The sequence below is a fragment of the Mycobacterium decipiens genome (genome assembly GCF_963853665.1).
Classification (GTDB): Bacteria; Actinomycetota; Actinomycetes; order Mycobacteriales; family Mycobacteriaceae; genus Mycobacterium; species Mycobacterium decipiens.
The window spans coordinates 5,196,611-5,220,927 of sequence record NZ_OY970459.1 but is presented as its reverse complement, the minus strand read 5'-3'; the positions used below and the strand labels follow the sequence as shown (position 1 = coordinate 5,220,927).

Below are 24,317 nucleotides of genomic sequence, written 5' to 3'. Positions count from 1 at the left end.
GTGCTTTGCTGTCTGGCGCCGCGCGGAACTCGTCAAGCGACTCGGGACGCGATCCGCGGCTCGCATAGACACTTCCGGATGCGCCGGACCGATACGGCCGGGATGGGCGGTGCGGTCGAATACTGCCCAGCCGGTGTCAGGTCAGTTTCCGGTGATTGCCACCGAGGCTCGCCGCCGCTGACGAGTTTGCGCCATCCGCACCGATACCGCCGCAGCGGCGGCCAGCACGACCGCCGCGGTTACGGCGATGGCAACCGATCTGAAACCCAACGCATCGTCGAACAGCAGCCACAATCCGAACAGCAGGAACAGCAGGCTGGCCACGGCATGCAGTACCCGTTCCGGGACGCGCTGATGCAGCAGGCGCCCCGCACCGATCGCCAGGCCGTCGGCCAGGATCATGCCGACCGTGGTGCCGAGCCACACGCCGGCCCAGTTGTGATCGCTGGCCAAGGTCACCGTCGCCAGCGTTGTCTTGTCACTCAACTCGGCCAGCGCGAACGACGACACCACGGTGAGCAGTGCGAACCGGGGTTCGGAAGCGGTTGACGCGTTCTCGCCGTCGCCGGCCGCGCTCTCGCACCAGGCCCACCCGGCAAAGATCAGGAACGCGATCGCGGATGCGCAGGCTAGGGGACGCGCCGGCACCGCAGCGCCCAGGAAGTGGCCGATCGCGACCGAGATCCCGTGCACCGTGAACGCGGCGATTGCGACCCCAGACAGCACCACCCACCAGCGATAGCGAAGTGCGTAGGTCATCGTGATGAGCTGGGATCTGTCGCCTAGCTCAGCAACGAATACCATTCCCAGACTCAGCAGCGCGGTAGTGAGCATGGCAGGCGACCTTTCGACGCGTTGTCGACGCCCATTGGGTCATCGAACATCGGTCGAAGGTCTCGCCCACCGTCGGAAAGGCGGTTCGCCGGCCGGGCTTTCGCCAGTATGTCGACTCGACGATTCGGGGCTACTCCCCTTCGCTAACGTCCCCAGGTTAGCGGGCGTATTTGATGCGCACTAGGGCGTCGGAGAACTTCGGGCACCCGAATTTTGCGATTCGCCGCCCGAACTAATTCGTTCGAATTTCCTTATGCTGCAAGCAGCATCGCCAGAATTGCGGTATCGGGATGGCTGATCGGGTCGACGCCGACCCGGCTGACCATTGACGTGATGGTGCCGTCCGCTTCAGCCTCCACCCAAGCCGCGCGATGCTCCAATCCCAGATACGGCAATCCGGGCAGCAGCACGCAACCCGACGCCGCTCCAGTACATTCTGGCAGCGACGGCGTCGTCTCCGAGGGGGGATGCAGCATCAGCAATGCCGGGGGCTGGTGATCGGCGAAATAGCCTGGCTGGATTGCTGATTCACCGAAGACGGTGCCCTCCGCCAGTACCAGACCGACCGTCCCCGGCTCGGGTTCGTCGGGCAACTCCTCGCGCGCACCGAACACCGTTGTGGTGGAGAGCAACCCGGGCAACGATGCGACCCGAACCGCGACCATCAGCAGCTGGGCCCACTCTTTGGTCGAATCTGGCCAACGCCCAGAGATCACAAACCCTTTCAGGGCACCACGTGAATGGAAGGGGGCAACCCCTATAGGCCCACCTGACCCGGTATCCATCTCGCCCCTCCGCGCCGCTTCCGCCCGAAGTAACCACGCTGGTAGCTCGAGATAAATGGTAGCTCGAATAGCCAAGCATGCGCGCGGTTTACGCGCCCTGCAACTCGACACGGCCGCCTCTGGGCCGCGTTCACAGAGCGGAAATAAAAGGTCCGGCCAAAAGGCAGGGCGTTATCTGGGCGGCCCCCGAGTTCGGGCACCAAGCCTGCGGCAATGGAGTCAGCCGAATATCAAACCCTTGGTCTGCGAGGTCGCTGCCGCATACCGTGACTGCACATCGGCCCAGTTCACGACATTCCAGAACGCTTTGGCGAAGTCGACCTTGACGTTCTTGTACTGCAGGTAGAAGGCGTGCTCCCACATGTCGAGCAGCAGCAGCGGAACGATACCCAGCGGGAAGTTCGTCTGGTGGTCGTAAACCTGGAATATCAGCAGCTTGTTGCCGAGTGTGTCCCAGCCGAGTGCCGCCCATCCCGATCCTTGCACGGTGGTAGCGGCGGCGTGGAACTGCGCACGGAACTTGTCAAAGGATCCGAACGCGTCGTCGATGGCCGCGGCGAGTTCGCCGGTCGGCTTGTCACCACCGTTGGGCGACAGGTTCTTCCACCAAATGGTGTGATTGACGTGACCACTTAGGTTGAACGCCAGATTCTTCTCATTCAGCAAAATCGCCGAATGGTCGTCCTTGGCGCGTGCCTCTTCGAGTTTGGCGACGGCGTCATTGGCACCCTTGACGTAGGTCGCGTGGTGCTTGCTGTGGTGCAGCTCGTTGATCTGACCCGAGATGTGCGGTTCCAGTGCTCCGTAGTCCCAGTCCAGGTCCGGCAATGTGTATTCGGCCACGGCATTCCTTCCTTCGATGAAATGATCGTCCGACGCGTCTTTCGCGTGGGTGCTCCCACGCGACGGGCTGGCGCTAGCTTGACAGGTCAACCCTGCTCCATGACCGCGCGCGCCGCAACAACGACCCTAGGGGCGATCCCCGGGCACCCGGTGGGCGGGACTCAAGACAAAGCGATGACGGCGAGAACCGCCAGTAACGCCAAGGCGATCAGGGCGGCGCGAAAAGCGGCAATGACGTAGGCATGGTTCCAGACCGGCGAGCCCGAATTCGGCGGCGTTGTCGACCCTGGACGGTACGAGTGTGTGGCCATCGGCCGCCTTTCACCTGCTTGCTCACCTCGCGCCGGTGAGGTGAATCACAACTAAGTGTCGTGCTCGCGATCATAACGCCTGGTGAATGAGTCGGGAAACTTGGCACCAAACAGGGCATACCGGGAGGTCCGATCGCGGCGCCGGCAGCACCGTGAAACGTGGAGTTGGCAGGCTTTCGGAGCGCACCGGGCCGGACCGGGTGGGAGTGCCTTGCCTACCCGGGCGGGGATGGATGCTTAGCGGGACAATCCATTTCGCTCGGGCACCGGCCAGGCTGTCGATTAGAACGCCTCGGCGGACCCTGTTATCCACAGTTCTGGTCCAGGCTGACGGATAGAGGCGGTGTCAATGCCGTTGGTCTCATTTCAGCCGTTGTGGATAAAGTTGTGGAAACTGTGGATAGCCATAGATTGCTGTGTCGGGTTGTGCGCCGGTGCCCGGACGCGTTCGATCCAGCGCGAAAGCCGGGGTCTGCCACCACGTCGTTGGGGCTGACGCTGCGAGGAACGCCGCACCGGTGCCGGGGCCGGACATCCCGTTAGGCTGGTCCGGTGATCCAAGTGTGCTCCCAGTGCGGCACTCGGTGGAACGTCCGCGAGCGGCAACGCATGTGGTGTCCACGCTGTCGGGGGGCGCTGATGGCGCCGCTGGCGGAGATGACGGCCGAGGAGCGCTGGCGGACGCCGGCCGGCGCGCAGGTACCGACGGCTCCCGCGATGCGGCGCACGCCGCCGCGGCTTCCCCCGGGCTTTCGCTGGATAGCGGTGCGGCCCGGGGCCGCACCGCCGCCGCGGCATGGGCCACGGTTGCGTGGGCCCACTCCCCGCTACGCGGTGATACCGCGTTGGGGTCTTGCGGACCGTGTCGACCAGGCACCCGCGCCGGCGGCAGTTTCGGCGAAGGCAGCGGCCATCGGTACCGGTGCGCCAGCGGCGGTGCGCACCATGCTGTTTGTCAGTCTGCTGGTGTTCAGCATCGCGGCATTGGTGTTCGTGGTGCGGTATGTGCTGCTGGTGATCAACCGAAACACATTGTTGAACTCGGTGGTGGCCGGCGCCTCGGTCTGGTTGGGGATTTTGGTCAGCTTGGCGGCGATCGTGGCGGCGGGCACTACCGTTGTGCTGCTGATCCGGTGGCTGATCGCCCGCCGGGCCGCCGCGTTCCTGCATCAGGGCCTGCCGGAGCAGCGTTGCGCCCGTGCATTGTGGGCGGGCTGTCTGCTGCCGGTGGTCAATCTGCTGTGGGCCCCGGTGTACGTCATCGAGCTGGCGCTCGTCGAGGACCACTACGCTCGGCTGCGCAGGCCGATCGTGGTGTGGTGGATCGCATGGGTTGTTAGCACCGCGATATCGATCTTCGCCATCGCTACCAGTTGGGTCTCCGACGCTCAGGGCATCGCGAACAACACCGTCATGATGGTGCTCGCGTATCTGTGTGCGGCAGCCACAGTCGCCACCGTGGCAAGGGTCTTCGAGGGGTTCGAGCGAAAGCCGGTCGAACGTCCGGCGCATCGCTGGGTCGTGGTGAGCCGAGACGCGTCCACCCCGCCCGCGTCTGCTGCTTCGGTTGAGTTGGAGGGGCAGGAACCGGCAGCATAGTGGACATGACGTGGGCCGACGAGGTGCTCGCCGGACATCCCTTTGTGGTTGCCCACCGCGGTGCGTCGGCCGCCCGGCCGGAGCACACTCTTTCCGCCTATGACCTGGCGCTCAAAGAAGGCGCCGACGGCGTGGAATGTGATGTGCGGTTGACCCGCGACGGCCATCTGGTTTGTGTGCACGACCGCCGGCTGGACCGGACCTCGACGGGAGCTGGTTTGGTCAGCACGATGACCCTGGCCCAGCTACGCGAATTGGAGTACGGCGCGTGGCACGACAGCTGGCGCCCGGACGGTTCGCATGGCGACACGAGTCTGCTGACGCTGGACGCGCTGGTTTCGCTGGTTCTCGACTGGCACCGGCCGGTGAAGATCTTCATCGAGACCAAACATCCCGTCCGCTATGGCTCGCTAGTGGAGAACAAGCTGCTGGCGCTGCTGCACCGCTTCGGTATCGCCGCGCCCGCCTCCGCCGACCGGTCCCGTGCGGTGGTGATGTCGTTTTCGGCGGCCGCGGTCTGGCGGATCCGGCGGGCTGCACCGCTGCTGCCGACGGTGTTGCTCGGCAGGACCGCCCGGTACCTGACCAGCGGTGCGGCCACCGCCGTCGGGGCAACCGCGGTAGGACCCTCGTTGCCCGCGTTGAAGGAATACCCGCAACTCGTCGATCGCTCCGCGGCACAGGGCCGGGCGGTGTACTGCTGGAACGTCGACGAGTACGAGGACATCGACTTTTGCCGGGAGGTCGGAGTGGCCTGGATTGGTACTCATCACCCCGGCCGCACCAAGGCCTGGTTGGCAGATCGGCGGGCTAACGGGAGCTGATCGGTCCGCCCTAGAGGTGGCCGCCGGCAACGTGCGGGGCGCCCGATGCGGCCGGGGCCCGATCCACCTCGCGCGCGACGAAGTTCTCCAGTTCGAACAGGTTGGCCCCGGCTCGATCGGCAACCCGCAGGAGGGTGGACATCAAGGCCACCTCTTCGATCTGCTCCTGCAAGAACCACTGCATGAACTGCTCGCCGAGGAAGTCGCCCTCGTCGCGCGCCACGGCTGTCAGCCGACCGACCTGGTCGGTGACCGCGCGTTCCTGATCGAGTGCCAGCGCCAATGCCTCGCGTGGTCGGTCGAACTGGTTGTGCACCGTGTCCACGCCGGGGATCTCGACCCGCAGGTCGCGGTCGAGTAGATGTTGCACCAGCATCATCGCGTGGTTTCGTTCCTCGATTGCTTGGCCGTAAAAATGTTTCGCCAACTGAGGCAGGTCCTCGCTGTCGAAATAAACTGCGATCGCCACATATTGTTGTGCCGCGGTGAATTCGTTGTAAATCTGTTCTTGCATTAATGCATGGAATTTTGTCTTGGGACCGTCATATTCTGTCATAGAATGCAGGTTAGCGCAGGTAGGTGGCGGTAAGCAACGAAGGTATTACTTACTCAGGAAAGGCTTTCCTACATAGCGCAGCCAAGAATGGCCCTCCTATTGAGGGCAGGTTTGCCTAAGTAAAGCATGGCTATGGTGAAAAGGCCTATGCTTTTCGCCCGAATTTGCGGCGTGGAGCACATCGAGGCGGTTGAATTCGTGGAGAAGCAGCGTCGCTACAGCTGTCCGTCGAGGGCGGCGGCCGGCACCGGCGCGTCGGAGGCCAGCGCGTCGAACAACTCGCCGGCCGCGTGATGGTTCCACACCACCACCGAGCCCGCGCCGCTGTCGGTGAGCTCCCCGATGGGGACGGTCATCGGGGTGGTCTGCCCGTGCAGCGCCCAGCCGAGTCGGGCCAGGTCCCATACGTGGTCACCCTGGTCAACGATCAGCGAGCCGGCGGCCGCCCGCGGCACCGCGTACCAGCGCCACGGATTGAGCCACACAGCCGGGGTTGCAACCCGGTGTAGTAGCGCCGACATGAACTGCCGTTGGTTGACCATCCGGTCCAGATCGGCCCGCGGTGTTGCCCGAGTCCGGACGTAACCCAACGCTGTGCGCCCGTTGAGCGTCTGGCAGCCAGCCGGTAGGTCAATGCCGGCCAACGGATCGCCGATCGGTTCGGGCGGGCACATGGTAATCCCGCCGAACGCATCAACGAGGTCGGCGAATCCGCTGAATCCGACCTCGGCGTAGTGGTCGAGGCGCAGCCCGGTGGCCAGCTCGACCGTCTGTGTCAGCAATTGAGCCCCGCCCAACGCGAACGCGGCGTTAATCTTGTCCCGGCCGTGACCGGGGATTCCCACATAGGAGTCGCGCGGGATCGACACCAGTGTCGTCGGGTTGGCAGAGGCGAATCCCGGCACGTGCACCAGCAGAATCGTGTCGGTGCGCCCGCTGCCGATGTCGCCGCCGGTAGCCAGTTCCTGCTGCCGCTCGGGGGACAGGCCGGCACGACTGTCGGAACCGACCAGCAGCCAATTGCTGCCGCGGCCGGTTCCGGGCCGATCGGCGTAGTCGGTGAACACTGCCTCGCGATGCAGCGTGGTGTCGAGCCAAACCGCCCCGGCGAGGATGCCGGCACCGGCCAGGAGCAGACCCACGAGCAGACTTGCCGCCAACGCCCGGCCCCAGCGGCGCTTGCCACGTGTGCGGCGGCGCGCCCTCGATACGACCGGGCGCGGCGGCGGGCGATTCGGCCGCCGGGCGGGCCGCAACCGCACCGAGGGCGGTGCGACTACCGGTCGCGGCGGATTCGTGTCGCGGCGAATCACCTGCGAGGGTTCGCGCCGCGCCGCGGGCGGCACAGGTCTTGGAGGTTGTTGCTGTCCCGGCGGTTGCGCTGATCGATCGCCGTTCACCCGGACAACCTACGTGGTCGAGTCGTTGCGCGCAGCCAGCCGGCACGGCCCAGCGGCGGGCGCGTCCGCTACCGGCGAGCGCGCAGCCCATTGCGGAATGGGCAACCCATCAGCACCCGGATGGCATGGCTTAACCCGGTCATGTCGTCCACCGGCTTGTGGAACGGCAGCCGGATGTCGCGATCGCCGTCGTGATCTTCGACGCGAAACCGAACGCCGTACCGGTCGAGACCAAGGGGGCGAACCAGCCCGCGTCGCAGCGGTGCCGGCAGCCTGGAAACCAGCCGCGCCACCACATCGTTGTGGGCGGTGGTCAGATGCCAGAGCAAGGTCGATTCGATTTCGCAGAACGGGTCGGGCCGAGCCGTGAGCAGATCCGCGACGGTGACGGGCTCGGCGCCGGTGGCGTCGGTCACCACCACGGATTCGATCTCGAGCCGCAACAGCGTGTACCGGGACTGCGCCTCGTTGGGGGGCCCGGACCTCGGGTTCTCGACTTGCAGCAGCGCCGGATTCGGATTCTCCGCGGCGATCAGGTCAAGCGTCTCGGCCAGCGTCGCCCGTGGGAAATGGTGGAGGCTGCCGCGGACCCACACCAGCGAACGGACGGGTTCACGTACCGGCAGCGGCGCGTAGTCGGTCAACTCCAGCAGCGCTTGCGATCCGGCCACGCCGCCACGATCGACCGGAACCGCAACGGCGAAAGACCCGTCGTACATCAGGTGGTGTATCGGTATCGCGACCGGATCCTGCCGCTCGACCGCCAGCAGGGCACCCCCGGCCCGCGCGCAGGCGCTGCGAATGCGTTCGGCAGTCGTCGGCGCGGGACTAGTCAGCGGCGGCATCACGGCTCCTTATCTGCTTAGGTAAGCCTAAGTTAACTAAGATCGGGTCGGGTCGCAAGAGTTGGCGGCGCGTGGTGCGCCGTTAGGGTTGTGGGCGTGGCCCGCATCGCTTACCTCGGTCCGGAGGGGACATTCACCGAGGCAGCGCTGGTCCGGATGACCGCGGCCGGCCTGATACCCGAAACTGGGCCCGATGCCCTGCAGCGGCTACCGATCGAGAGCACGCCCGCAGCGCTGGATGCGGTCCGCGATGGTGGTGCGGACTATGCCTGCGTGCCGATCGAGAACTCGATCGACGGCTCCGTGATGCCCACCTTGGATGGCCTGGCCGCCGGTTCGCCCCTGCAAGTGTTCGCCGAGACCACGCTGGACGTCGCGTTCAGCATCGTGGTCAAACCGGGCCGCGAAGCCAGCCCTGGGGCCGGTGACGTGCGGACCGTGGCGGCCTTCCCGGTCGCGGCCGCACAGGTGCGGCACTGGCTGGCGGCTCATCTGCCCGGCGCCGAGCTGCGGCCGGCTTACTCCAATGCCGACGCGGCCCGGCAGGTGGCTGACGGCTTGGTCGACGCCGCGGTGACCTCGCCGCTGGCGGCCACGCACTGGGGATTGGCGGCCCTGGCCGACGGTGTCGTCGACGAAGCCAACGCCCGCACCCGATTCGTCCTGGTTGGCCAGCCCGGGCCGCCACCGGCGCGTACCGGAGCCGATCGCACCTCGGCAGTGTTGCGCATCGACAACGCGCCGGGCGCGCTGGTCGCTGCGCTGGCCGAGTTCGGCATCCGCGGCATCGACCTCACTCGGATCGAATCCCGGCCTACCCGTACCGAACTGGGCACCTACCTGTTCTTCGTGGATTGTGTTGGCCACATCGACGACGTCGCCGTCGCCGAGGCACTCAAAGCGTTGCACCGGCGTTGTGCTGATGTGCGATACCTGGGTTCCTGGCCGACGGGGTTGGCCACCGGGGTGGTGCCGCCGCCGGTGGACGAGGCGGCAACTTGGCTGGCGCGGCTGCTGGCCGGCAAGCCCGAGCAAGCTCGGGCTAGTACCGACGGCGGCGGGTCCGCGGCATGAGCGGTCGTTTGGTGCTGCTGCGGCACGGCCAGTCCTATGGCAACGTCGAGCGCAGGTTGGACACGTTGCCACCGGGGGCAGCGCTGACACCGCTGGGGCGCGATCAAGCCAGGGCGTTCGCGCGTGCCGATTGTCGCCGGCCGGCCATGCTCGCGCACTCGGTGGCCATTCGGGCCTCGGAGACGGCCGCGGTGATCGCCGCCGAGCTCGACGTGGTGGCCCACGAATTTGCCGGTATTCACGAGGTACAGGTCGGGGAGCTGGAAAACCGCAACGACGACGAGGCGGTCGCGGTGTTCAACGCCATCTACAGCCGCTGGCATCGCGGGGAACTGGATGCGCAACTGCCAGGCGGTGAGACCGCCAACGACGTCTTGGATCGCTATCTACCGGTGCTGGCGGACCTGCGCATGCGCTACCTCGACGACGACGACTGGGACGGCGACATCGTCGTCGTCAGCCATGGCGCGGCGATCCGGCTAGCCTCCGCGGTGCTCGCCGGGGTGGATGGCAGCTTTGTGCTGGACAACCACCTGGACAACGCCGAGTCGGTGGTGCTGGCCCCGATAACCGACGGGCGGTGGAGCTGTGTGCGGTGGGGCGTGCGGACGCCGCCGTTCTATCCTGAGCCCGCCGAACACCCGGCCAGCCCGGTTATCGAGGCGGTGACGTCAAGCACTGACCCGATGGGCTGATCGGACCAGCCCGGTTGGCGCGACCGATTGAGCGCATCCGCAGCCGACGGCACTGCAGTCCACCGCGAAGGCGTGCGGTAACAGGTCGGGGCTGACGCAGTCCCGCTCGATGCATTCCGCGCGGTGATGCAGCGGGCCTTCAGCATGACGAATGATGGTGCCGTGGCAGTGCTCCAAGCCTGCCCGGCAGTCGCGGCAGTCCGTGCTCATGAGCCGTTCATAGCACCGCGCGCCGTCGAATCCGGGATGCCGCGCCCGGGGGCGCTGGTGGTTCACCCCCAACCCAGTTGGTCCAGGCGTTCGTCATCGATGCCAAAGTGGTGGGCGATCTCATGGATCACCGTGATCGCCACCTGCTCGACGACCTCGTCCGCGGAGTCGCAGGTGTCCAACAGCGCGTCCCGATAGATCGTGATGGCGTCCGGCAACGATCCGGCGTAATCGGAGTCCCGCTCGGTCAACGCCACCCCTTCGTACAGCCCGAGCAGATCGTTGTCCCGCGGGTGGCGGTCGGCGACCAACACCACGACGTTGTCCATGGCGGCCGCCAATTCGGGCGGAATCAGGTCGAGTGCGTCGGAGACCAGGTCGTCGAACCGCTGCGGGTCCATCCGCACTGCCACCCGGTTAGCCCGCCGGTGCGGGCTCAGCGGCCCCGGGCGCCGGCGCCCCGGCGTCCGCGGGGGGTGGCTGGGTCTCGGCCGGTGCCTGCGGCGCGGGAGCCGCCGGAGTTGGCGATCCGGGTGCCCGGGTGGGCGTCACCACGGGTTGTTGGTTCGGGAGGTGCTGATTGCCCGGCGGGTTACTCGGGAATTGTTGCGGTGGGGCGGCGGGTTGAGATGTCGGCAGCTGCACCGGAATCGGCGGCAGATTGAGCCGCTCTTCGGGAATGTCGGGCGGGGGTATCGGAGGCTGGCCGTTGATCAACAGGTCCCCCTTGGCGCTGTTCACCAGGGTTGCCCAGCCCCCGTTGCCGAGCGTCGCCCCGATGCTGCACGCGACCTCTCGACTACCCGCCGACCAACTGGGCAGCGATAGCGTGGGGTAGATCAGCGTCAGCGTGGTGGTGCGCAACTTGATGGGCGCCAGGTAGGCATTCGTCATCCGGGTGCACGCGTCCTTGATAAACCCGTCCTGCTCGGGTTCGGCGGGCAGCGCATCGGGAAACTTCTCGGACAGATTGACCGTGCCGGAGACTTCCATTGCGTGCGGTGCCGCGCAGTCCACCGGAACGTCGATCGGCTGGTTGGTGGTGGAGTCGATACCCAGGCAGGTGCCGGCCGGCCAGACCTTGGACTGGTCGATGTCGGCGACCTTGCCTTTAAAGACGAGCTGCTGGTTGTTCGGACCGGGCGAGTGCACGCCGCAGAGCATGCGGCGCTCGCCAGCCTGCCGCCATGCCCGGTCGCCGGGCCACAGCATGCTGATGGTGAATTTGCTGTTGGGATCGAACTTTGCGCCGAGGTAGCGGCGCACGGCAGCCTCGCACTGCTCCTCGCTGATCTGCTGAATGCGGGCGGGCGACGGGGGAGCGGCGTTGGGCCCGTACTCCGAGCCGGGGAACGTCCGCATGTCGATGGACTCGGCGACTTCGAACCGGTGGTCGTCGGCGCAGCTGACGATGACGGCGGACTCCGGCGTGCCGTCCGGCCACATCAGACAGTCCCCGCTGGCAGCGCGGTTGAAGGTGCCGTTGCTCTTGGCGCCGGTGTTGGGCCTGGCAGTGCCGTCGATATAGCCGGCCAGCCGCCCCGGCCCGGTGCCGACGACGGGAATCGCGGTGACCAGCCCGGCGATCAGCAGGCCGCCCAAAGCGGTGAGTAGCAGCGCTCGCCGGGTTGCTGTCGCCTGCAGGGCACGCGGCCACCGGGATCGGGCCAGGAGCTGTTCCGCTACCCCGTCCGGGGGGCTGGCGGGTTCGCCGGCGGGGTCGCCGGGATCTGCGGGTTCCTGCTCGGGCGCGTCCAACATCCGCTCCATTCTGACAGGCCTGGAGCGGCCGCGTGACCAATGTTGCAGTTGTCATCTTGCGGGACTTTTGCACGGCGGTTACGCGGCCGGCTGGCGCCACCCCGGTTCGGCGGCAAAAGTAGTCTTGCGGCCGTGATCGACCTGAAGCTGCTTCGCGAAAACCCCGACGCCGTACGCCGCTCGCAACTCAGCCGCGGCGAGGACCCGGCGCTGGTGGATGCCCTGCTGACGGCTGACGCCGCCCGCCGGGACGCGATCTCGGCAGCGGACTCGCTGCGCGGTGAGCAGAAGAGGGTCAGCAAGAGCGTCGGCGCCGCGTCAGCTCAGGAGCGCCCGACGCTGCTGCAGCGTGCCAAGGAACTCGCCGAACAGGTCAAAGCCGCCCAGGCGAGCCAGGCCGAAGCGGAGAAGGCGTTCACCGCGGCACACATGGCGATCTCCAATGTCATCGTGGCCGGGGTACCCCCGGGCGGGGAGGACGACTACGCGGTTCTGGATATCGTCGGCGAGCCACCGCAGCTCGAGAACCCGAAGGACCACCTGGAACTCGGCGAAGCACTGGGCCTCATCGACATGGCGCGCGGCGCGAAGGTTTCCGGCTCGCGGTTCTACTTCCTGACCGGCCAGGGCGCGCTGCTGCAGCTGGGTCTGCTGCAACTGGCGCTGCGACTGGCCGTCGACAATGGCTTTATCCCGATGATCCCGCCGGTGCTGGTGCGCCCGGAGGTGATGGCCGGGACCGGATTTCTGGGCGCCCACGCCGACGAGGTATACCGGGTCCAGGTCGACGACCTCTACCTGGTGGGCACCTCCGAAGTGCCGCTGGCCGGCTACCACGCCGACGAGATCCTGGATCTGTCGGCCGGCCCGCTGCGCTATGCGGGCTGGTCGTCGTGCTTCCGACGCGAGGCCGGCAGCTACGGCAAGGACACCCGTGGCGTCATCCGGGTGCACCAGTTCGACAAGGTGGAGGGCTTCGTCTACTGCGCACCCGCCGAAGCCGAGGCCGAACATCAACGCCTGCTGGGCTGGCAGCGCGAGTTGCTGGCGCGCATCGAGGTCCCGTACCGGGTCGTCGACGTTGCCGCGGGCGATCTGGGCTCGTCGGCCGCGCGCAAGTTCGACTGCGAGGCCTGGGTCCCGACGCAGGGCACCTATCGCGAGCTGACGTCGACGTCCAACTGCACCACGTTCCAGGCCCGCCGGCTGGCGACACGCTACCGGGATGCCAACGGTAAGCCGCAGATTGCCGCGACGCTCAACGGCACGCTGGGTACCACCCGGTGGCTGGTCGCGATCCTGGAGAACCACCAGCAGCCGGACGGCAGTGTGCGGGTCCCCGAGGCGCTGGTTTCGTTCGTCGGCACCGAGCTGCTGGAGCCGACCTCCTGATGCTCATGCGCGCGCCCGGTGGCGAACTTGCTGGTGCCGGTGTTGGCGTTCGAGGGTGGCGAAGTAAAAGGCAAACGCGAAGGCGAAGCTGGTGAATAGGCTGGCGACGAAGTACAGCCAGGGGCGCCGTAGCCCGCGCCGGTAGCCGTCGACTATCGAGAACAGCGGCAGCAGGATGACATTGGCGATCGTGTAGTCCTGGCTGGCCGAACCGGCGGCCGGGTTGGTGAACATCAACCGGATGTAGTCCGACCAGCTGCCGGGGCCCCAGATGGGGTTGGTCGACCCGTGCGCGTACTCCTGCACGAAGCGGATGTTGAAGTACCAGCCCAGCGCGATCGACGCGATACCGACGACGTAATACACGCATTCCAGCGGCGAGAACCACGCCCCGCCGGCGGGCCGGGAAAAGACGTTTGGGTTCGACGTGACGATCCAGCCGACGACGACAACCCCGAGTACTGCGTGAACGAGAAGCGACACCATGGGCGCAGTCTCATCTCGACCGGAAGTTTTGTCAATATTGACAGAACTGATCGCGGAGGACTGGGGTACCTTACTGCCATGGTCCGGCCCGCTCATACGGCCCGCAGCGAACGCACCCGCGAGGCACTGCGCCAGGCGGCGCTGGTGCGATTTCTGGCGCAGGGCTTCGAGGACACCTCGGCCGAGCAGATCGCCTCGGACGCGGGGGTGTCGCTGCGGACCTTCTATCGCCACTTCAGGTCCAAACACGATCTGCTGTTTGCCGACTACGATGCCGGACTGCACTGGTTTCGCGCGGCACTGGACTCCAGACCGGCCGACGAATCGATCATCGATTCCGTGCAGTCGGCCATCTTCTCGTTTCCCTATGACGTTGACGCGGTGACGAAAATCGCCGCGCTGCGGGACACCGAGCTGGACTCGGGCCGCATCGTTCGCCACATCCAGCAGGTTCAAACCGACTTTGCCGACGCCATCGCCGCACAACTGCGACGGCGCAGGTGTGCCGCCCAGGCGGCGGCGCATACGCCGGACGCTCGGGTACGCATCGCGGTGACCGCCCGCTGTGTAGCGGCCGCGGTTTTCGGCGCGATGGAGGTCTGGATGGTCGGCAGCGATCGGTCCCTGGGCGAGCTGGCGCGGGTGTGCCACCTGGCGTTGGAGTCGGTGCGGTCCGGCATCACCGACGCTTGGCTGCCTGAAACCGGGGCCGGCTCAGTTTCGTCATAATTGACAAAACCTTGGCTCCGTGCCAGCCTCGCATTCTGGAGGCCTCGAGATGACTGGTTATGACGCAATAGTTGTCGGCGCAGGGCACAACGGGCTGACCGCGGCGGTGCTACTGCAGCGAGCCGGACTGCGGACCGTGTGTCTGGACGCCAAGCGCTACGCCGGCGGGATGGCCGCCACGGTGGAGCTGTTCGACGGGTACCGGTTCGAGATTGCCGGATCGGTGCAATTCCCGACGTCCTCGACGGTCAGCAGCGAGTTGGGCCTGGATACCTTGCCCAGCGTCGACCTGGAGGTGATGTCGGTAGCGCTACGCGGGGTCGGTGACGACCCGGTGGTCCAATACACCGATCCGATGAAGATGCTTGCCCACCTGGGCGACGTGCACGGGGCGGACGCCGTCACCGGGATGGCCGGGCTGCTGGCGTGGAGCCAGGCGCCGACACGGGCGCTGGGTCGCTTCGAAGCTGCAACGCCGCCCAAGACCTTCGACGAGATGTATGCGTGTGCCACAAATGAATTCGAGCGATCAGCGATCGACGACATGCTGTTCGGTTCGGTCACCGATGTGCTCGACCGCTATTTCCCGGACCGCGAGAAGCACGGTGCCCTGCGCGGCTCGTTCACCGTGCTGGCCGTCAACACCCTGTATCGCGGACCGGCCACACCGGGCAGCGCGGCCGCGCTGGCCTTTGGATTGGGTATTCCCGACGGCAATTTCGTGCAGATGAAGAAGCTGCGCGGCGGCATCGGCACCCTGACCGGCCACCTGCGTGAACTGCTCGAAGATAGCGGCGGCGAAGTCCGGCTGCGTACCAAGGTAACCGGGATCCTGGTCGGCGATGGCCGGGTGCGCGGCGTCCGCACTGAGGCGGGGGACACGTTGACGGCGCCGATTGTCGTCTCCGCGATCGCGCCGGACGTCACGCTCACCGAGCTGATCGACCCGGCTGCGCTGCCGACCGACATCCGCGACCGGTACACACGGATCGACCACCGCGGCAGCTATCTGCAGATGCACTTCGCGCTCGAGGCGACCCCTACCTTCGCCGCCCCCTACCCCGAGCTCAACGATCCGCAGCTGCAGGCCTCGATCGGCATCTTTGCTACACCGGAGCAAGTCCAGCAGCAGTGGGAGGATTGCCGGCGCGGGATCGTCCCGGTCGATCCGACGGTCGTGTTGCAGATCCCGTCGCTGCATGACCCCGATCTAGCCCCAGCGGGTAAGCACGCCGCATCGGCGTTCGCATTGTGGTTCCCGATCGAAGGGGGCCCGAATCGAGACTATGGCCAAGCGAAGGTCGAAATGGGGCAGCGAGTGATCGACAAAATCACTCGCCTGGCGCCGAACTTCGCGGGCAGCATCACTCGGCACACCACCTTCACCCCCAAGCACATGGGCGTGATGTTCGGTGCCCCGGGTGGGGACTACTGCCACGGACTGTTGCATGCGGATCAGATCGGTCCCAACCGGCCAGGCCCGAAAGGCTTTCTCGGCCAACCGATACCGATCGAGGGGCTATACCTGGGTAGTGCGGGCTGCCACGGCGGGCCGGGGATCACCTTTATCCCCGGGTACAACGCTGCCCATCAGGCACTGGCCGATCGTACGGTTTAGCGTCCAAGCGGGTGAACTCGTCGTGCCGGTACAGCTTCACACATTCGGCCCGTCTGACCTTGCCGCTTGTGGTGATTGGAATCGAGCCAGGCGATACCAGAACCAGATCCGACACGCTCAATCCATGCGAGGCGGATATCGCCGAGGTCACCTCGCGCTTGACGACGCCCAGCCTGTCGCCATCCGAGTTGCCGCGCTTCTTGAGCTCGACGATGGCAACCAACTTCTCTACGCCGTTGCCCGGAACCGCTATCGCCGCGCAGCGGCCCCGAGTGATCTCCTGGATCGTTGCCTCGATGTCATCGGGAGAATGATTGCGTCCGTAGACGATCAACAGATCCTTGATGCGGCCGATGATGAATATCTTTCCCTCCGACACGAAGCCCGAGTCGCCAGTGCGTAGCCAAGGCCCTTCGGGCGTGCCGGCCGAGGGAGCGACCAGAGCCGCTCCGAAGGTGCGCTCGGTCTCATCGGGCTTCTCCCAATAGCCGACCGAGACGTTGTCGCCGTGCACCCAGATCTCACCGATCGTTGCGGCCGGGCACTCGGTACGGGTGTTGGGATCGACGATCCGAACAGTGGGTGACTGCGGCAGCGGGTAGCTGACCAGAGGTGTGCCCGCCGCGGTTGCGCATGGCTTGGCCCGCCCAGCCGAAAGTTCGTCGGGTTCGAAGTAGCAGATTTCTGGTGGTTGGCCAGCTCGGCTGCTCGCCACGTAGATGGTGGCCTCCGCGAGGCCATACGCGGGCCGGAGTGCCGACTCCGCAAGATTGAAGCGGCTAAACCGGTCCGCAAATCGCCTGAGAGTCGCGGGATGCACCCGCTCGCTACCGTTGACGATGGTGTGGACTCGCCCCAGGTCCAGCCCGGCCAGGTCGTCGTCCGATGTTTTTGCTGCGGCAAGCTCGAAGGCGAAGTTCGGCGCAGCTGAAAATGCCGTACCCTCGCTGGCCATCAATTGCAACCAGCGGGCGGGTCGCTGTAGGAAAGCCACGGGGCTTGCAAGCACAGCGCCACAACCCACAATAATCGGCGCACAAACTCCCAAAAGCAAACCCAGGTCGTGATAGAAAGGCAGCCAGGACATAATAAACAGGTCCAGCGGCGGAACGCCCCGCGTGTCGGCAAAATAGCCCGCCATCAATTGCTGGAAATTTACGAACACATTATTATAGGTAATCATTGCGCCGGCGGGCGTGCGAGTCGATCCCGAAGTGTATTGCAAATAAGCGGTCGTTTGGCGGGCATCGTCGGCGGCGTTAAACCGTATCGGAACGTCCAGGTCTAGCTCATCGATGGCGATTGTTGATGCGGCGGCCACGCCGGGTAGTGGCGTAGTGTGTTGGGCGACAACATCGACTGACGTGGATGTTGTCAGAATAACACTGGGCGCCGCATCGCGCACCACTGAATCAACACGTTCATCGCTGGCGCCGCCAAGCGGGACCGAAAGCGGAACAGCGATAAGTCCAGCCTGTAATGCGCCCAGAAACGCGACAATGTAATCAAGTCCTTGTGGCGCCAATATCACCGCGCGGTCGCCAACCGAGGCATGGCGGCTGAGTTCCGATGCGACGTTCAGGGTCCGTCGATATACCTGCGACCACGTAAGGCTTTCGCGCATGCCCTCCCAGTCCCGCTCGTAATCGATGAAAGTAAATGCCATGCCATCGGGGTGCAGATTGACGCACTGGCGCAACATCGAGGGAATGGAAGGCGAAGCCATGAGGCGTCAGAGTACCGCCCCGGCGTCTGAGATGCCGCACACTTGGGCTCGACGAGAAGCCCAAGCACCCGAGGTATGGATCGGCGAGACGCCGACTAAGCGGGATGATCGGCTGGGCCAGATCGCGGCGCAACTCGGGCCCCGTTCTGGGGAGGTCACCACCGGCCACTGGGACTAAAGAGCCACCAAAGGCACAGCTACACCGAAGGATCGGTGGCTACGCTGCGGATGCCTCCGGCACCACCTGGGCTTGGGGTCGGTGGCGTCGGGCACTGGCGAAGATAGGGGTGCATGGACGTTGGGTGAACCACGGGTGACTCCGGTTGCTGTTATCGGCATGGCCTGCCGGCTTCCCGGGGGTATCGACTCCCCAGAGTTGTTGTGGCAGGCGCTATTACGAGGCGACGACTTAATCTCCGAGGTTCCGCGGGAACGATGGGATTGCGACGAGTACTACGACCCGCAGCCTGGTGTGCCCGGTCGGACGGTGTGCAAGTGGGGCGGATTCCTGGACAACCCCGCGGACTTCGATTGTGAGTTCTTTGGGATCGGCGAGCGGGAAGCGATTGCGATCGATCCGCAGCAGCGTCTGTTGCTGGAGACCTCCTGGGAGGCCATGGAGCGGGCGGGTCTTACACGGCAAACATTGGCCGGCTCGGCGACCGGTGTGTTCGCAGGCGTGACCCATGGCGACTACACGATTGTGGCCGCCGACGCCCAACAATTGGAGGGGCCGTACGGATATCTGGGCAACAGCTTCAGCATGGCGTCGGGCCGGGTCGCGTACGCCATGCGACTGCACGGTCCGGCGATAACCGTTGACACCGCGTGCTCGTCCGGTTTGGCCGCTGTGCACATGGCATGTCGCAGCCTGCACGAGGGTGAAAGCGCCCTTGCCCTGGCGGGCGGTGTCGCGCTGATGTTGGAGCCGCGCAAGGCCGCTGCTGGCTCCGCATTGGGCATGTTGTCTCCGACCGGACGTTGTCGCGCGTTCGACATCGCGGCCGACGGGTTCGTGTCCGGCGAGGGTTGCGCCGTGCTCGTGCTCAAGCGGTTGCCGGACGCGTTGGCCGATGGTGACAGGATCCTGGCGGTGGTCCGCGGCACGTCCGCAAACCAGGATGGCCACACGGTGAATATTGCGACACCTTCGCAGCCCGCACAGGTCGCGGCCTATCGGGCGGCGCTGGCCGCCGGTGGCGTGGACGCCGCTACGGTCGGCATGGTCGAGGCGCATGGCCCCGGCACCCCGATCGGTGACCCCATCGAATACGCCAGTGTCTCCGAGGTGTACGGGGTCGACGGCCCCTGCGCGCTCGCATCGGTGAAGACCAACTTCGGTCACACCCAGTCGACCGCTGGGGTGCTGGGGCTGATGAAGGTGGTCCTCGCCCTGGAGCATGGCGTGGTTCCGCGCAATCTGCACTTCACCCGGCTGCCTGACGAGATTGCCGGGATCAAAACCAACCTCTTTGTGCCCGAGGTGACCACACCGTGGCCGACCAACGGTCATCAGGTGCCCCGGCGGGCGGCAGTGTCGTCTTATGGGTTCTCGGGAACGAACGTGCACGCCATCGTGGAGCAAGCCCCGCACACCGCGACCCAGGCCGGGGTGGCGGCCCCCTTCCCGACCGCCACCCCGGCTGTGTTCGTGCTGTCCGCCTCCTCCGCCGACGCGCTGAGGCAAACCGCGCGGCGGCTGGCCAGCTGGGTACCCGAGCACGCCGACTCGCTCGCGCTCTCGGATCTGGCGTACACATTGGCGCGCCGGCGCACCCACCGGTCGGTGCGGGCGGCGGTCATCGCAAGCGGTGTCGACGAGCTGATTGCCGGTTTGTGCGAGGTCGCCGACGGAGACACTCCGTACCAGCCCGCGGTGGGGCAGGATGACCGAGGCCCGGTCTGGCTGTTCTCCGGGCAAGGGTCTCAGTGGGCGGCGATGGGCGCTGACCTGCTGGCGAACGAATCGGTGTTCGCCGCGACCGTTGCGGAGCTGGAGCCACTGATCGCCGCGGAGTCCGGGTTCTCGGTCACCGAGGCGATGACCGCACCCGAGACGGTGACCGGAATCGACCGAGTTCAGCCGACCATATTCGCGATGCAGGTCGCGTTGGCCGCCACGATGGCGTCTTACGGGGTGCGTCCGGGTGCGGTGATCGGCCACTCAATGGGCGAGTCCGCCGCGGCTGTGGTGGCGGGCGTGCTGTCACTGGAAGACGGGGTACGCGTCATCTGTCGCCGGTCGAAACTGATGGCGACCATCGCCGGTTCCGCGGCGATGGCGTCGGTGGAGCTGCCTGCCTTGGCCGTGCAGTCGGAACTGACAGCCCTCGGTGTCGACGACGTGGTGGTCGCCGTGGTGACCGCCCCGCAGTCCACGGTGATCGCCGGGGGCGCCGAGTCGGTACGCAAACTGGTCGACACCTGGGAGCAGCGCGACGTGCTGGCGCGCGCGGTGGCCGTCGATGTGGCATCGCATTCCCCGCAGGTGGACCCCATCCTGGACGAGTTGATCGAGGTGCTGGCCGACCTGAATCCGAAAGCTCCTGAGGTTCCCTACTATTCGGCGACGCTATTCGACCCGCGCGAACAGCCGGCGTGCGACGCGCGCTACTGGGCCGACAATCTGCGGCACACCGTGCGGTTCTCTGCGGCGGTGCGGTCGGCGCTCGACGACGGGTACCGAATCTTCGCCGAGCTTTCACCACACCCGCTGTTGACCCACGCGGTCGACCAGATTGCCGCCAGCGTCGGCATGCCGATTGCCGCGTTGGCCGGCATGCGGCGGGAGCAGCAATTGCCGCTGGGGCTCCGCAGCCTGGTGACGGATCTGCACAATGCGGGTGCGGCAGTGGACTTTTCGGCGCTATGTCCCGAAGGGCGCTTGATCGATGCGCCGTTGCCGGCGTGGTCGCACCGATTCTTGTTCTATGACCGCGATGGTGCGAGCAGTCGGCGCCACGGTGGTTCCACGGTGGCCGTGCATCCGTTGTTGGGCGCCCATGTGCAACTGCCTGAAGAGCCGGAGCGGCACGCCTGGCAGGCCGACGTGGGCACCGCAACCCTGCCCTGGTTGGCCGATCACCGGATACACAATGTGGCTGCTCTTCCCGGCGCCGCCTACTGCGAAATGGCGTTGTCTGCGGCCCGCGCCGTGCTCGGCGAGAAATCCGAAGTCCGCAATATGCGCTTCGAGGCGATGCTGCTGCTGGATGAGCAGACCCCGGTGTCCACCGTCGCAACGGTGACCTCGCCCGGTGTCGTCGATTTCGCGGTCGAGGCGTTCCAGGAAGGTGTTGGCCATCACCTGCGGCGGGCGTCGGCGGTACTGCGGCAGGTACCCGATGACTGCGAGCCGCCGGCGCACGACATGGCCTCGTTGTTGGAAGCCCACTCGTGCCAGGTGGACGGTGCCGACCTGCGGCAGCGATTCGAGCGGCACGGCGTGCAATACGGTCCGGCCTTCACCGGTCTGGCCACGGCGCATGTCGCCGAGGGGGCGGCACCCACGATGCTGGCCGAGGTTGCGCTGCCCGGCTCGATCCGTTCCCAACAGAGCCTGTACGGAATTCACCCCGCCCTGCTCGATGCCTGCTTCCAGTCGGTCGGGGCGCATCCCGACAGCCAGTCCGTAGGTAGCGGTCTATTGGTGCCATTGGGGGTGCGCCGAGTTCGTGCCTATGCGTCTCTGCGTACCGCTCACTACTGCTACACGCGGGTGACCAAAGCCGATGTGGCCGGTGTGGAGGCCGACGTCGATGTGCTGGATGAGCACGGCACGGTTCTGCTGGCCGTGCACGGATTGCGAATCGGCACCGGAGTATCCGAGCGCGATAAGGACAATCGGGTGCTCAATGAGCGGTTGCTCACCATCGAATGGCACCAGCGTCAGCTGCCCGAGGTGGATCCCGCCGGCGGCGGAAAGTGGCTGCTGGTCAGCGCCTGCACCGACGCTGATGTGACCGCTGCCCGGCTGACGGACGCGTTTTCGGAGCACGACGCGACGTGCACGGCCGTGCGCTGGCCGCTGGACGCCGACCATCTGGCCGCCGCCGACCAATTGCGCGATCAGGTCGGTAGCGGCGAGTTCAGTGGCATCGTCGTGCTCACCGGGCCAAATACCGACACCCCGCAGCAGGGTTGGGCCGTTCGTGGTGGTGGATACGTTCGGCATGTGGTGCGTATCGCTCGCGAGCTCTCTGACCTCGCGACTGAGGTGCCCCGCATGTACGTCGTCACGAGGGGCGCCCAGCGGGTGCTGGCCGGCGACTGCGTAAATCTTGAGCAAGGCGGGCTACGTGGTCTGTTGCGGACGATCGGAGCCGAGCACCCGCACCTGCGCACCACCCAGGTCGACCTGGATGAGCAGACCGGCGTCGAGCAGCTGGCACACCAGTTGCTGGCCGGGTCGGAAGAAGACGAGACCGCTTGGCGCAACAACGAGTGGTACGCGGCGCGCTTGTGTCCCACCCCGCTGCGTCCCGAGGAGCGGCGCACCGTCGTGGTGGACCATGAGCGCAACGGCATGCGCCTGCAGATCCGTACCCCCGGTGACATGCAGTCGATAGAGATCGCCGCGTTCGACCGGGTTGCGCCTGGACCGGGACAGATCGAGGTTGCGATCAGCGCGTCCAGCATCAACTTCGCCGATGTACTCATCGCTTACGGGCGCTACCCCAGCTTCGAGGGCCACCTACCTCGGCCGGGCACGGATTTCGCTGGCCTGGTGACCGCGGTCGGACCAGGCGTCACCGGTCACCAGGTGGGGGACCACGTTGGTGGCATGTCGCCCAACGGATGCTGGGGCACATTCGTCACGTGTGACGCTCGGCTGGCCGCGACGCTGCCACCGGGCCTCAGTGACGCGCAGGCGGCTGCGGTGACCACCGCGCACGCCACCGCCTGGTACGGGCTGCATGAGCTTGCCCGGATCAGGGCCGGTGACAAGGTGCTCATTCACTCCGGAACCGGCGGGGTCGGACAAGCGGCGATCGCGATTGCCCGGGCCGCGGGAGCCGAGATCTTCGCAACCGCGGGCACCCCGCAGCGGCGAGAGCTGTTGCGCGACATGGGTATTGAGCATGTCTATGACTCGCGCAGCATCGAGTTCGCCGAGCAAATCCAGCGTGATACCAACGGCTATGGCGTGGACATCGTGCTCAATTCGGTGACCGGCGCGGCGCAACTTGCCGGGCTGAAACTGCTCGCCTTCCGGGGACGGTTCGTCGAGATTGGCAAGCGCGACATCTACGGCGACACCAAGCTGGGGCTCTTTCCCTTCCGGCGCAACCTGTCGTTTTATGCCGTAGACCTGGGGTTGCTCTCCGCAACACACCCAGAGGAGCTGCAAGATCTGCTCGGCACGGTATATCGCTTGACCGCCGACGGCGAGCTACCGATGCCGCAGAGCACCCACTACCCCCTTACCGAAGCGGCCACCGCCATTCGGGTGATGAGCAACGCCGAACACACCGGAAAACTCGTCCTCGACATCCCGCAGGCTGGGAAGAGCAGCGTAATCCTGCCCCCTGAGCAAGCTCAGGTGTTCCGCCCCGACGGCTCGTACATCATCACCGGTGGCCTGGGTGGGCTGGGGCTGTTTTTGGCCGAGAAGATCGCCGCGGCCGGCTGCGGCCGGATCGTGCTGAATTCCCGCAACCAGCCGTCGCAGAAAGTGCAGGAAACCATCGAGGTCATCAGGGCGATGGGCTCCGACGTCGTGGTGGAGTGCGGTGACATCGCGCAAGAGGGTACCGCGGAGCGGTTGGTGGCAACCGCTACGGCCACCGGGCTTCCGGTGCGCGGCGTGCTGCACGCGGCCGCGGTGGTGGAGGACGCCACTCTGGCCAACATCACCGATGAGTTGCTGGAGAGCGACTGGGCGCCAAAGGTTTACGGTGCCTGGAACTTGCATGAAGCAACGGGCGGACAGCCGCTCGACTGGTTCTGCCTGTTCTCTTCGGCGGCGGCGCTCACGGGCTCGCCGGGACAGAGCGCCTACTCCGCGGCCAATAGCTGGCTGGATGCCTTCGCACATTGGCGGCAGGCGCAGGGCCTGCCCGCTACCGCGATCGCGTGGGGAGCCTGGTCGGATATCGGCCAGTTGGGCTGGTGGTCGGCATCGCCTGCGCGGGCTTCGGCATTGGAGGAAAGCAACTATACGGCCATCACTCCCGACGAGGGCGCCTACGCGCTCGAGGCGCTGTTGCGCCATAACCGCGCCTACACCGGCTATGCCCCGGTCATCGGGGCACCCTGGTTGGTCGCCTTCGCGGAGCGAAGCCGGTTTTTCGAAGTGTTCCAATCCAGCAACACCCACTCGGGCACAAGCAAATTCCTTGTCGAGCTCAACGAGCTGGCGCTGGACGAGTGGCCGGCGCGGCTTCGACAGCTGGTCTCCGAGCAAGTCGGCTTGATTCTGCGTCGTACCGTCGACCCGGACCGTCCGCTGCCCGAGTACGGCCTTGACTCGCTGGGCGCGTTGGAACTGCGCACCAGGATCGAGACCGAGACCGGAATACGCTTGGCGCCCAAGAACATCAGCGCCACGGTGCGGGGTTTGGCGGATCACTTGTATGAACAGTTGGCGCCCGAAGGCGCTCCTGCTGCTGTGCCGTCGTGACGGTAGG

General features: G+C 66.1%; 20 protein-coding genes and 1 pseudogene. 9 read left to right on the top strand and 12 right to left on the bottom strand.

Features of this window, described 5'->3' with window-relative positions:
- Positions 1-141: 141 nt before the first annotated feature.
- The 4 genes from AADZ55_RS23060 to AADZ55_RS23045 form a co-directional block, all read right to left on the bottom strand.
- Positions 142-834, bottom strand: a complete 693-nt coding sequence (locus AADZ55_RS23060; protein ID WP_085324665.1) for a TMEM165/GDT1 family protein — start codon at positions 832-834, stop codon at positions 142-144.
- Between the two features lie 251 nt (positions 835-1,085).
- Positions 1,086-1,619 carry a peptidase gene (locus AADZ55_RS23055; RefSeq protein ID WP_085324664.1) on the bottom strand — a complete coding sequence of 178 codons (534 nt, stop codon included), beginning with the start codon at positions 1,617-1,619 and terminating at the stop codon, positions 1,086-1,088.
- Between the two features lie 219 nt (positions 1,620-1,838).
- Positions 1,839-2,462, bottom strand: coding sequence for a superoxide dismutase (locus tag AADZ55_RS23050; protein ID WP_085324663.1), 624 nt, complete (start codon positions 2,460-2,462; stop codon positions 1,839-1,841).
- Between the two features lie 161 nt (positions 2,463-2,623).
- Positions 2,624-2,773: a hypothetical protein gene (locus tag AADZ55_RS23045; protein WP_165759369.1), complete on the bottom strand. Its 150-nt coding sequence runs from the start codon at positions 2,771-2,773 to the stop codon at positions 2,624-2,626.
- 552 nt (positions 2,774-3,325) lie between these two features.
- Here AADZ55_RS23045 and AADZ55_RS23040 point away from each other — a divergent pair.
- Both AADZ55_RS23040 and AADZ55_RS23035 read left to right on the top strand, forming a co-directional pair.
- Positions 3,326-4,372, top strand: coding sequence for a DUF4328 domain-containing protein (locus AADZ55_RS23040; protein ID WP_085324662.1), 1,047 nt, complete (start codon positions 3,326-3,328; stop codon positions 4,370-4,372).
- A 5-nt stretch (positions 4,373-4,377) separates the two neighbouring features.
- On the top strand, positions 4,378-5,196 hold the full coding sequence (locus AADZ55_RS23035) for a glycerophosphodiester phosphodiesterase (protein WP_085324712.1): 819 nt from the start codon (positions 4,378-4,380) through the stop codon (positions 5,194-5,196).
- 10 nt (positions 5,197-5,206) lie between these two features.
- On the opposite strand, the gene AADZ55_RS23030 is transcribed toward AADZ55_RS23035, so the two are convergent.
- The 3 genes from AADZ55_RS23030 to AADZ55_RS23020 form a co-directional block, all read right to left on the bottom strand.
- Positions 5,207-5,752, bottom strand: coding sequence for a ferritin (locus tag AADZ55_RS23030; RefSeq protein ID WP_085324661.1), 546 nt, complete (start codon positions 5,750-5,752; stop codon positions 5,207-5,209).
- 215 nt (positions 5,753-5,967) lie between these two features.
- Positions 5,968-7,152 (bottom strand): LCP family protein, encoded by a 1,185-nt coding sequence (locus tag AADZ55_RS23025; protein WP_085324660.1) that lies wholly within the window; start codon positions 7,150-7,152, stop codon positions 5,968-5,970.
- A gap of 68 nt (positions 7,153-7,220) precedes the next feature.
- Positions 7,221-7,997 carry a DUF2470 domain-containing protein gene (locus AADZ55_RS23020; RefSeq protein ID WP_085324659.1) on the bottom strand — a complete coding sequence of 259 codons (777 nt, stop codon included), beginning with the start codon at positions 7,995-7,997 and terminating at the stop codon, positions 7,221-7,223.
- 96 nt (positions 7,998-8,093) lie between these two features.
- Here AADZ55_RS23020 and pheA point away from each other — a divergent pair, with 96 nt between their 5' ends.
- Both pheA and AADZ55_RS23010 read left to right on the top strand, forming a co-directional pair.
- Positions 8,094-9,071 (top strand): prephenate dehydratase, encoded by a 978-nt coding sequence (gene pheA / locus AADZ55_RS23015; RefSeq protein ID WP_085324711.1) that lies wholly within the window; start codon positions 8,094-8,096, stop codon positions 9,069-9,071.
- On the top strand, positions 9,068-9,766 hold the full coding sequence (locus AADZ55_RS23010) for a histidine phosphatase family protein (RefSeq protein ID WP_085324658.1): 699 nt from the start codon (positions 9,068-9,070) through the stop codon (positions 9,764-9,766). Before pheA ends, AADZ55_RS23010 begins: the two co-directional genes overlap by 4 nt.
- Here AADZ55_RS23010 and AADZ55_RS23005 read toward each other — a convergent pair.
- The 3 genes and pseudogenes from AADZ55_RS23005 to AADZ55_RS22995 all read right to left on the bottom strand — a co-directional run bounded on the left by AADZ55_RS23005 (position 9,743) and on the right by AADZ55_RS22995 (position 11,737).
- Positions 9,743-9,976: a hypothetical protein gene (locus tag AADZ55_RS23005; protein ID WP_085324710.1), complete on the bottom strand. Its 234-nt coding sequence runs from the start codon at positions 9,974-9,976 to the stop codon at positions 9,743-9,745. The genes AADZ55_RS23010 and AADZ55_RS23005 overlap by 24 nt on opposite strands.
- A pseudogene (locus tag AADZ55_RS23000) lies at positions 9,973-10,389 on the bottom strand (metallopeptidase family protein). Before AADZ55_RS23000 ends, AADZ55_RS23005 begins: the two are co-directional and overlap by 4 nt.
- A 4-nt stretch (positions 10,390-10,393) precedes the next feature.
- Complete coding sequence (locus AADZ55_RS22995; RefSeq protein ID WP_085324709.1) at positions 10,394-11,737, bottom strand: septum formation family protein; 1,344 nt, start codon at positions 11,735-11,737, stop codon at positions 10,394-10,396.
- Between the two features lie 132 nt (positions 11,738-11,869).
- Here AADZ55_RS22995 and serS point away from each other — a divergent pair, with 132 nt between their 5' ends.
- The gene (gene serS, locus AADZ55_RS22990; protein WP_085324656.1) at positions 11,870-13,129 is read left to right on the top strand and encodes a serine--tRNA ligase; all 1,260 of its coding nucleotides are present in this window, start codon (positions 11,870-11,872) and stop codon (positions 13,127-13,129) included.
- Positions 13,130-13,132: 3 nt separating this feature from the next.
- Here serS and AADZ55_RS22985 read toward each other — a convergent pair whose 3' ends face one another.
- Positions 13,133-13,615 (bottom strand): DUF2834 domain-containing protein, encoded by a 483-nt coding sequence (locus AADZ55_RS22985; RefSeq protein WP_085324655.1) that lies wholly within the window; start codon positions 13,613-13,615, stop codon positions 13,133-13,135.
- A 78-nt stretch (positions 13,616-13,693) separates the two neighbouring features.
- On the opposite strand from AADZ55_RS22985, the gene AADZ55_RS22980 reads away from it, so the two are divergent.
- Positions 13,694-14,344, top strand: a complete 651-nt coding sequence (locus tag AADZ55_RS22980; protein WP_085324654.1) for a TetR/AcrR family transcriptional regulator — start codon at positions 13,694-13,696, stop codon at positions 14,342-14,344.
- A 49-nt stretch (positions 14,345-14,393) separates the two neighbouring features.
- Positions 14,394-15,962, top strand: a complete 1,569-nt coding sequence (locus AADZ55_RS22975; protein WP_085324653.1) for a phytoene desaturase family protein — start codon at positions 14,394-14,396, stop codon at positions 15,960-15,962.
- On the opposite strand, the gene AADZ55_RS22970 is transcribed toward AADZ55_RS22975, so the two are convergent.
- Positions 15,910-17,688, bottom strand: a complete 1,779-nt coding sequence (locus tag AADZ55_RS22970) for an AMP-binding protein (protein ID WP_085324652.1) — start codon at positions 17,686-17,688, stop codon at positions 15,910-15,912. The two genes, AADZ55_RS22975 and AADZ55_RS22970, sit on opposite strands and share 53 nt — an antisense overlap.
- Here AADZ55_RS22970 and AADZ55_RS22965 point away from each other — a divergent pair.
- Complete coding sequence (locus AADZ55_RS22965) at positions 17,687-17,866, top strand: hypothetical protein (protein WP_133056410.1); 180 nt, start codon at positions 17,687-17,689, stop codon at positions 17,864-17,866. The genes AADZ55_RS22970 and AADZ55_RS22965 overlap by 2 nt on opposite strands.
- Before the next feature lie 66 nt (positions 17,867-17,932).
- Complete coding sequence (gene pks2, locus AADZ55_RS22960; protein WP_085324651.1) at positions 17,933-24,310, top strand: sulfolipid-1 biosynthesis phthioceranic/hydroxyphthioceranic acid synthase; 6,378 nt, start codon at positions 17,933-17,935, stop codon at positions 24,308-24,310.
- The last annotated feature ends 7 nt before the right edge of the window (positions 24,311-24,317 follow it).

Coding starts and splice junctions, on each gene's coding strand:
- AADZ55_RS23060 (WP_085324665.1), bottom strand. CDS start 834: ATGCTCACTACCGCGCTGCTGAGTCTGGGAATGGTATTCGTTGCTGAG.
- AADZ55_RS23055 (WP_085324664.1), bottom strand. CDS start 1,619: ATGGATACCGGGTCAGGTGGGCCTATAGGGGTTGCCCCCTTCCATTCA.
- AADZ55_RS23045 (WP_165759369.1), bottom strand. CDS start 2,773: ATGGCCACACACTCGTACCGTCCAGGGTCGACAACGCCGCCGAATTCG.
- AADZ55_RS23035 (WP_085324712.1), top strand. CDS start 4,378: ATGACGTGGGCCGACGAGGTGCTCGCCGGACATCCCTTTGTGGTTGCC.
- AADZ55_RS23030 (WP_085324661.1), bottom strand. CDS start 5,752: ATGACAGAATATGACGGTCCCAAGACAAAATTCCATGCATTAATGCAA.
- AADZ55_RS23020 (WP_085324659.1), bottom strand. CDS start 7,997: ATGCCGCCGCTGACTAGTCCCGCGCCGACGACTGCCGAACGCATTCGC.
- AADZ55_RS23010 (WP_085324658.1), top strand. CDS start 9,068: ATGAGCGGTCGTTTGGTGCTGCTGCGGCACGGCCAGTCCTATGGCAAC.
- AADZ55_RS23005 (WP_085324710.1), bottom strand. CDS start 9,976: ATGAGCACGGACTGCCGCGACTGCCGGGCAGGCTTGGAGCACTGCCAC.
- AADZ55_RS22995 (WP_085324709.1), bottom strand. CDS start 11,737: ATGTTGGACGCGCCCGAGCAGGAACCCGCAGATCCCGGCGACCCCGCC.
- AADZ55_RS22985 (WP_085324655.1), bottom strand. CDS start 13,615: ATGGTGTCGCTTCTCGTTCACGCAGTACTCGGGGTTGTCGTCGTCGGC.
- AADZ55_RS22980 (WP_085324654.1), top strand. CDS start 13,694: ATGGTCCGGCCCGCTCATACGGCCCGCAGCGAACGCACCCGCGAGGCA.
- AADZ55_RS22975 (WP_085324653.1), top strand. CDS start 14,394: ATGACTGGTTATGACGCAATAGTTGTCGGCGCAGGGCACAACGGGCTG.
- AADZ55_RS22965 (WP_133056410.1), top strand. CDS start 17,687: ATGAGGCGTCAGAGTACCGCCCCGGCGTCTGAGATGCCGCACACTTGG.
- AADZ55_RS22970 (WP_085324652.1), bottom strand. CDS start 17,688: ATGGCTTCGCCTTCCATTCCCTCGATGTTGCGCCAGTGCGTCAATCTG.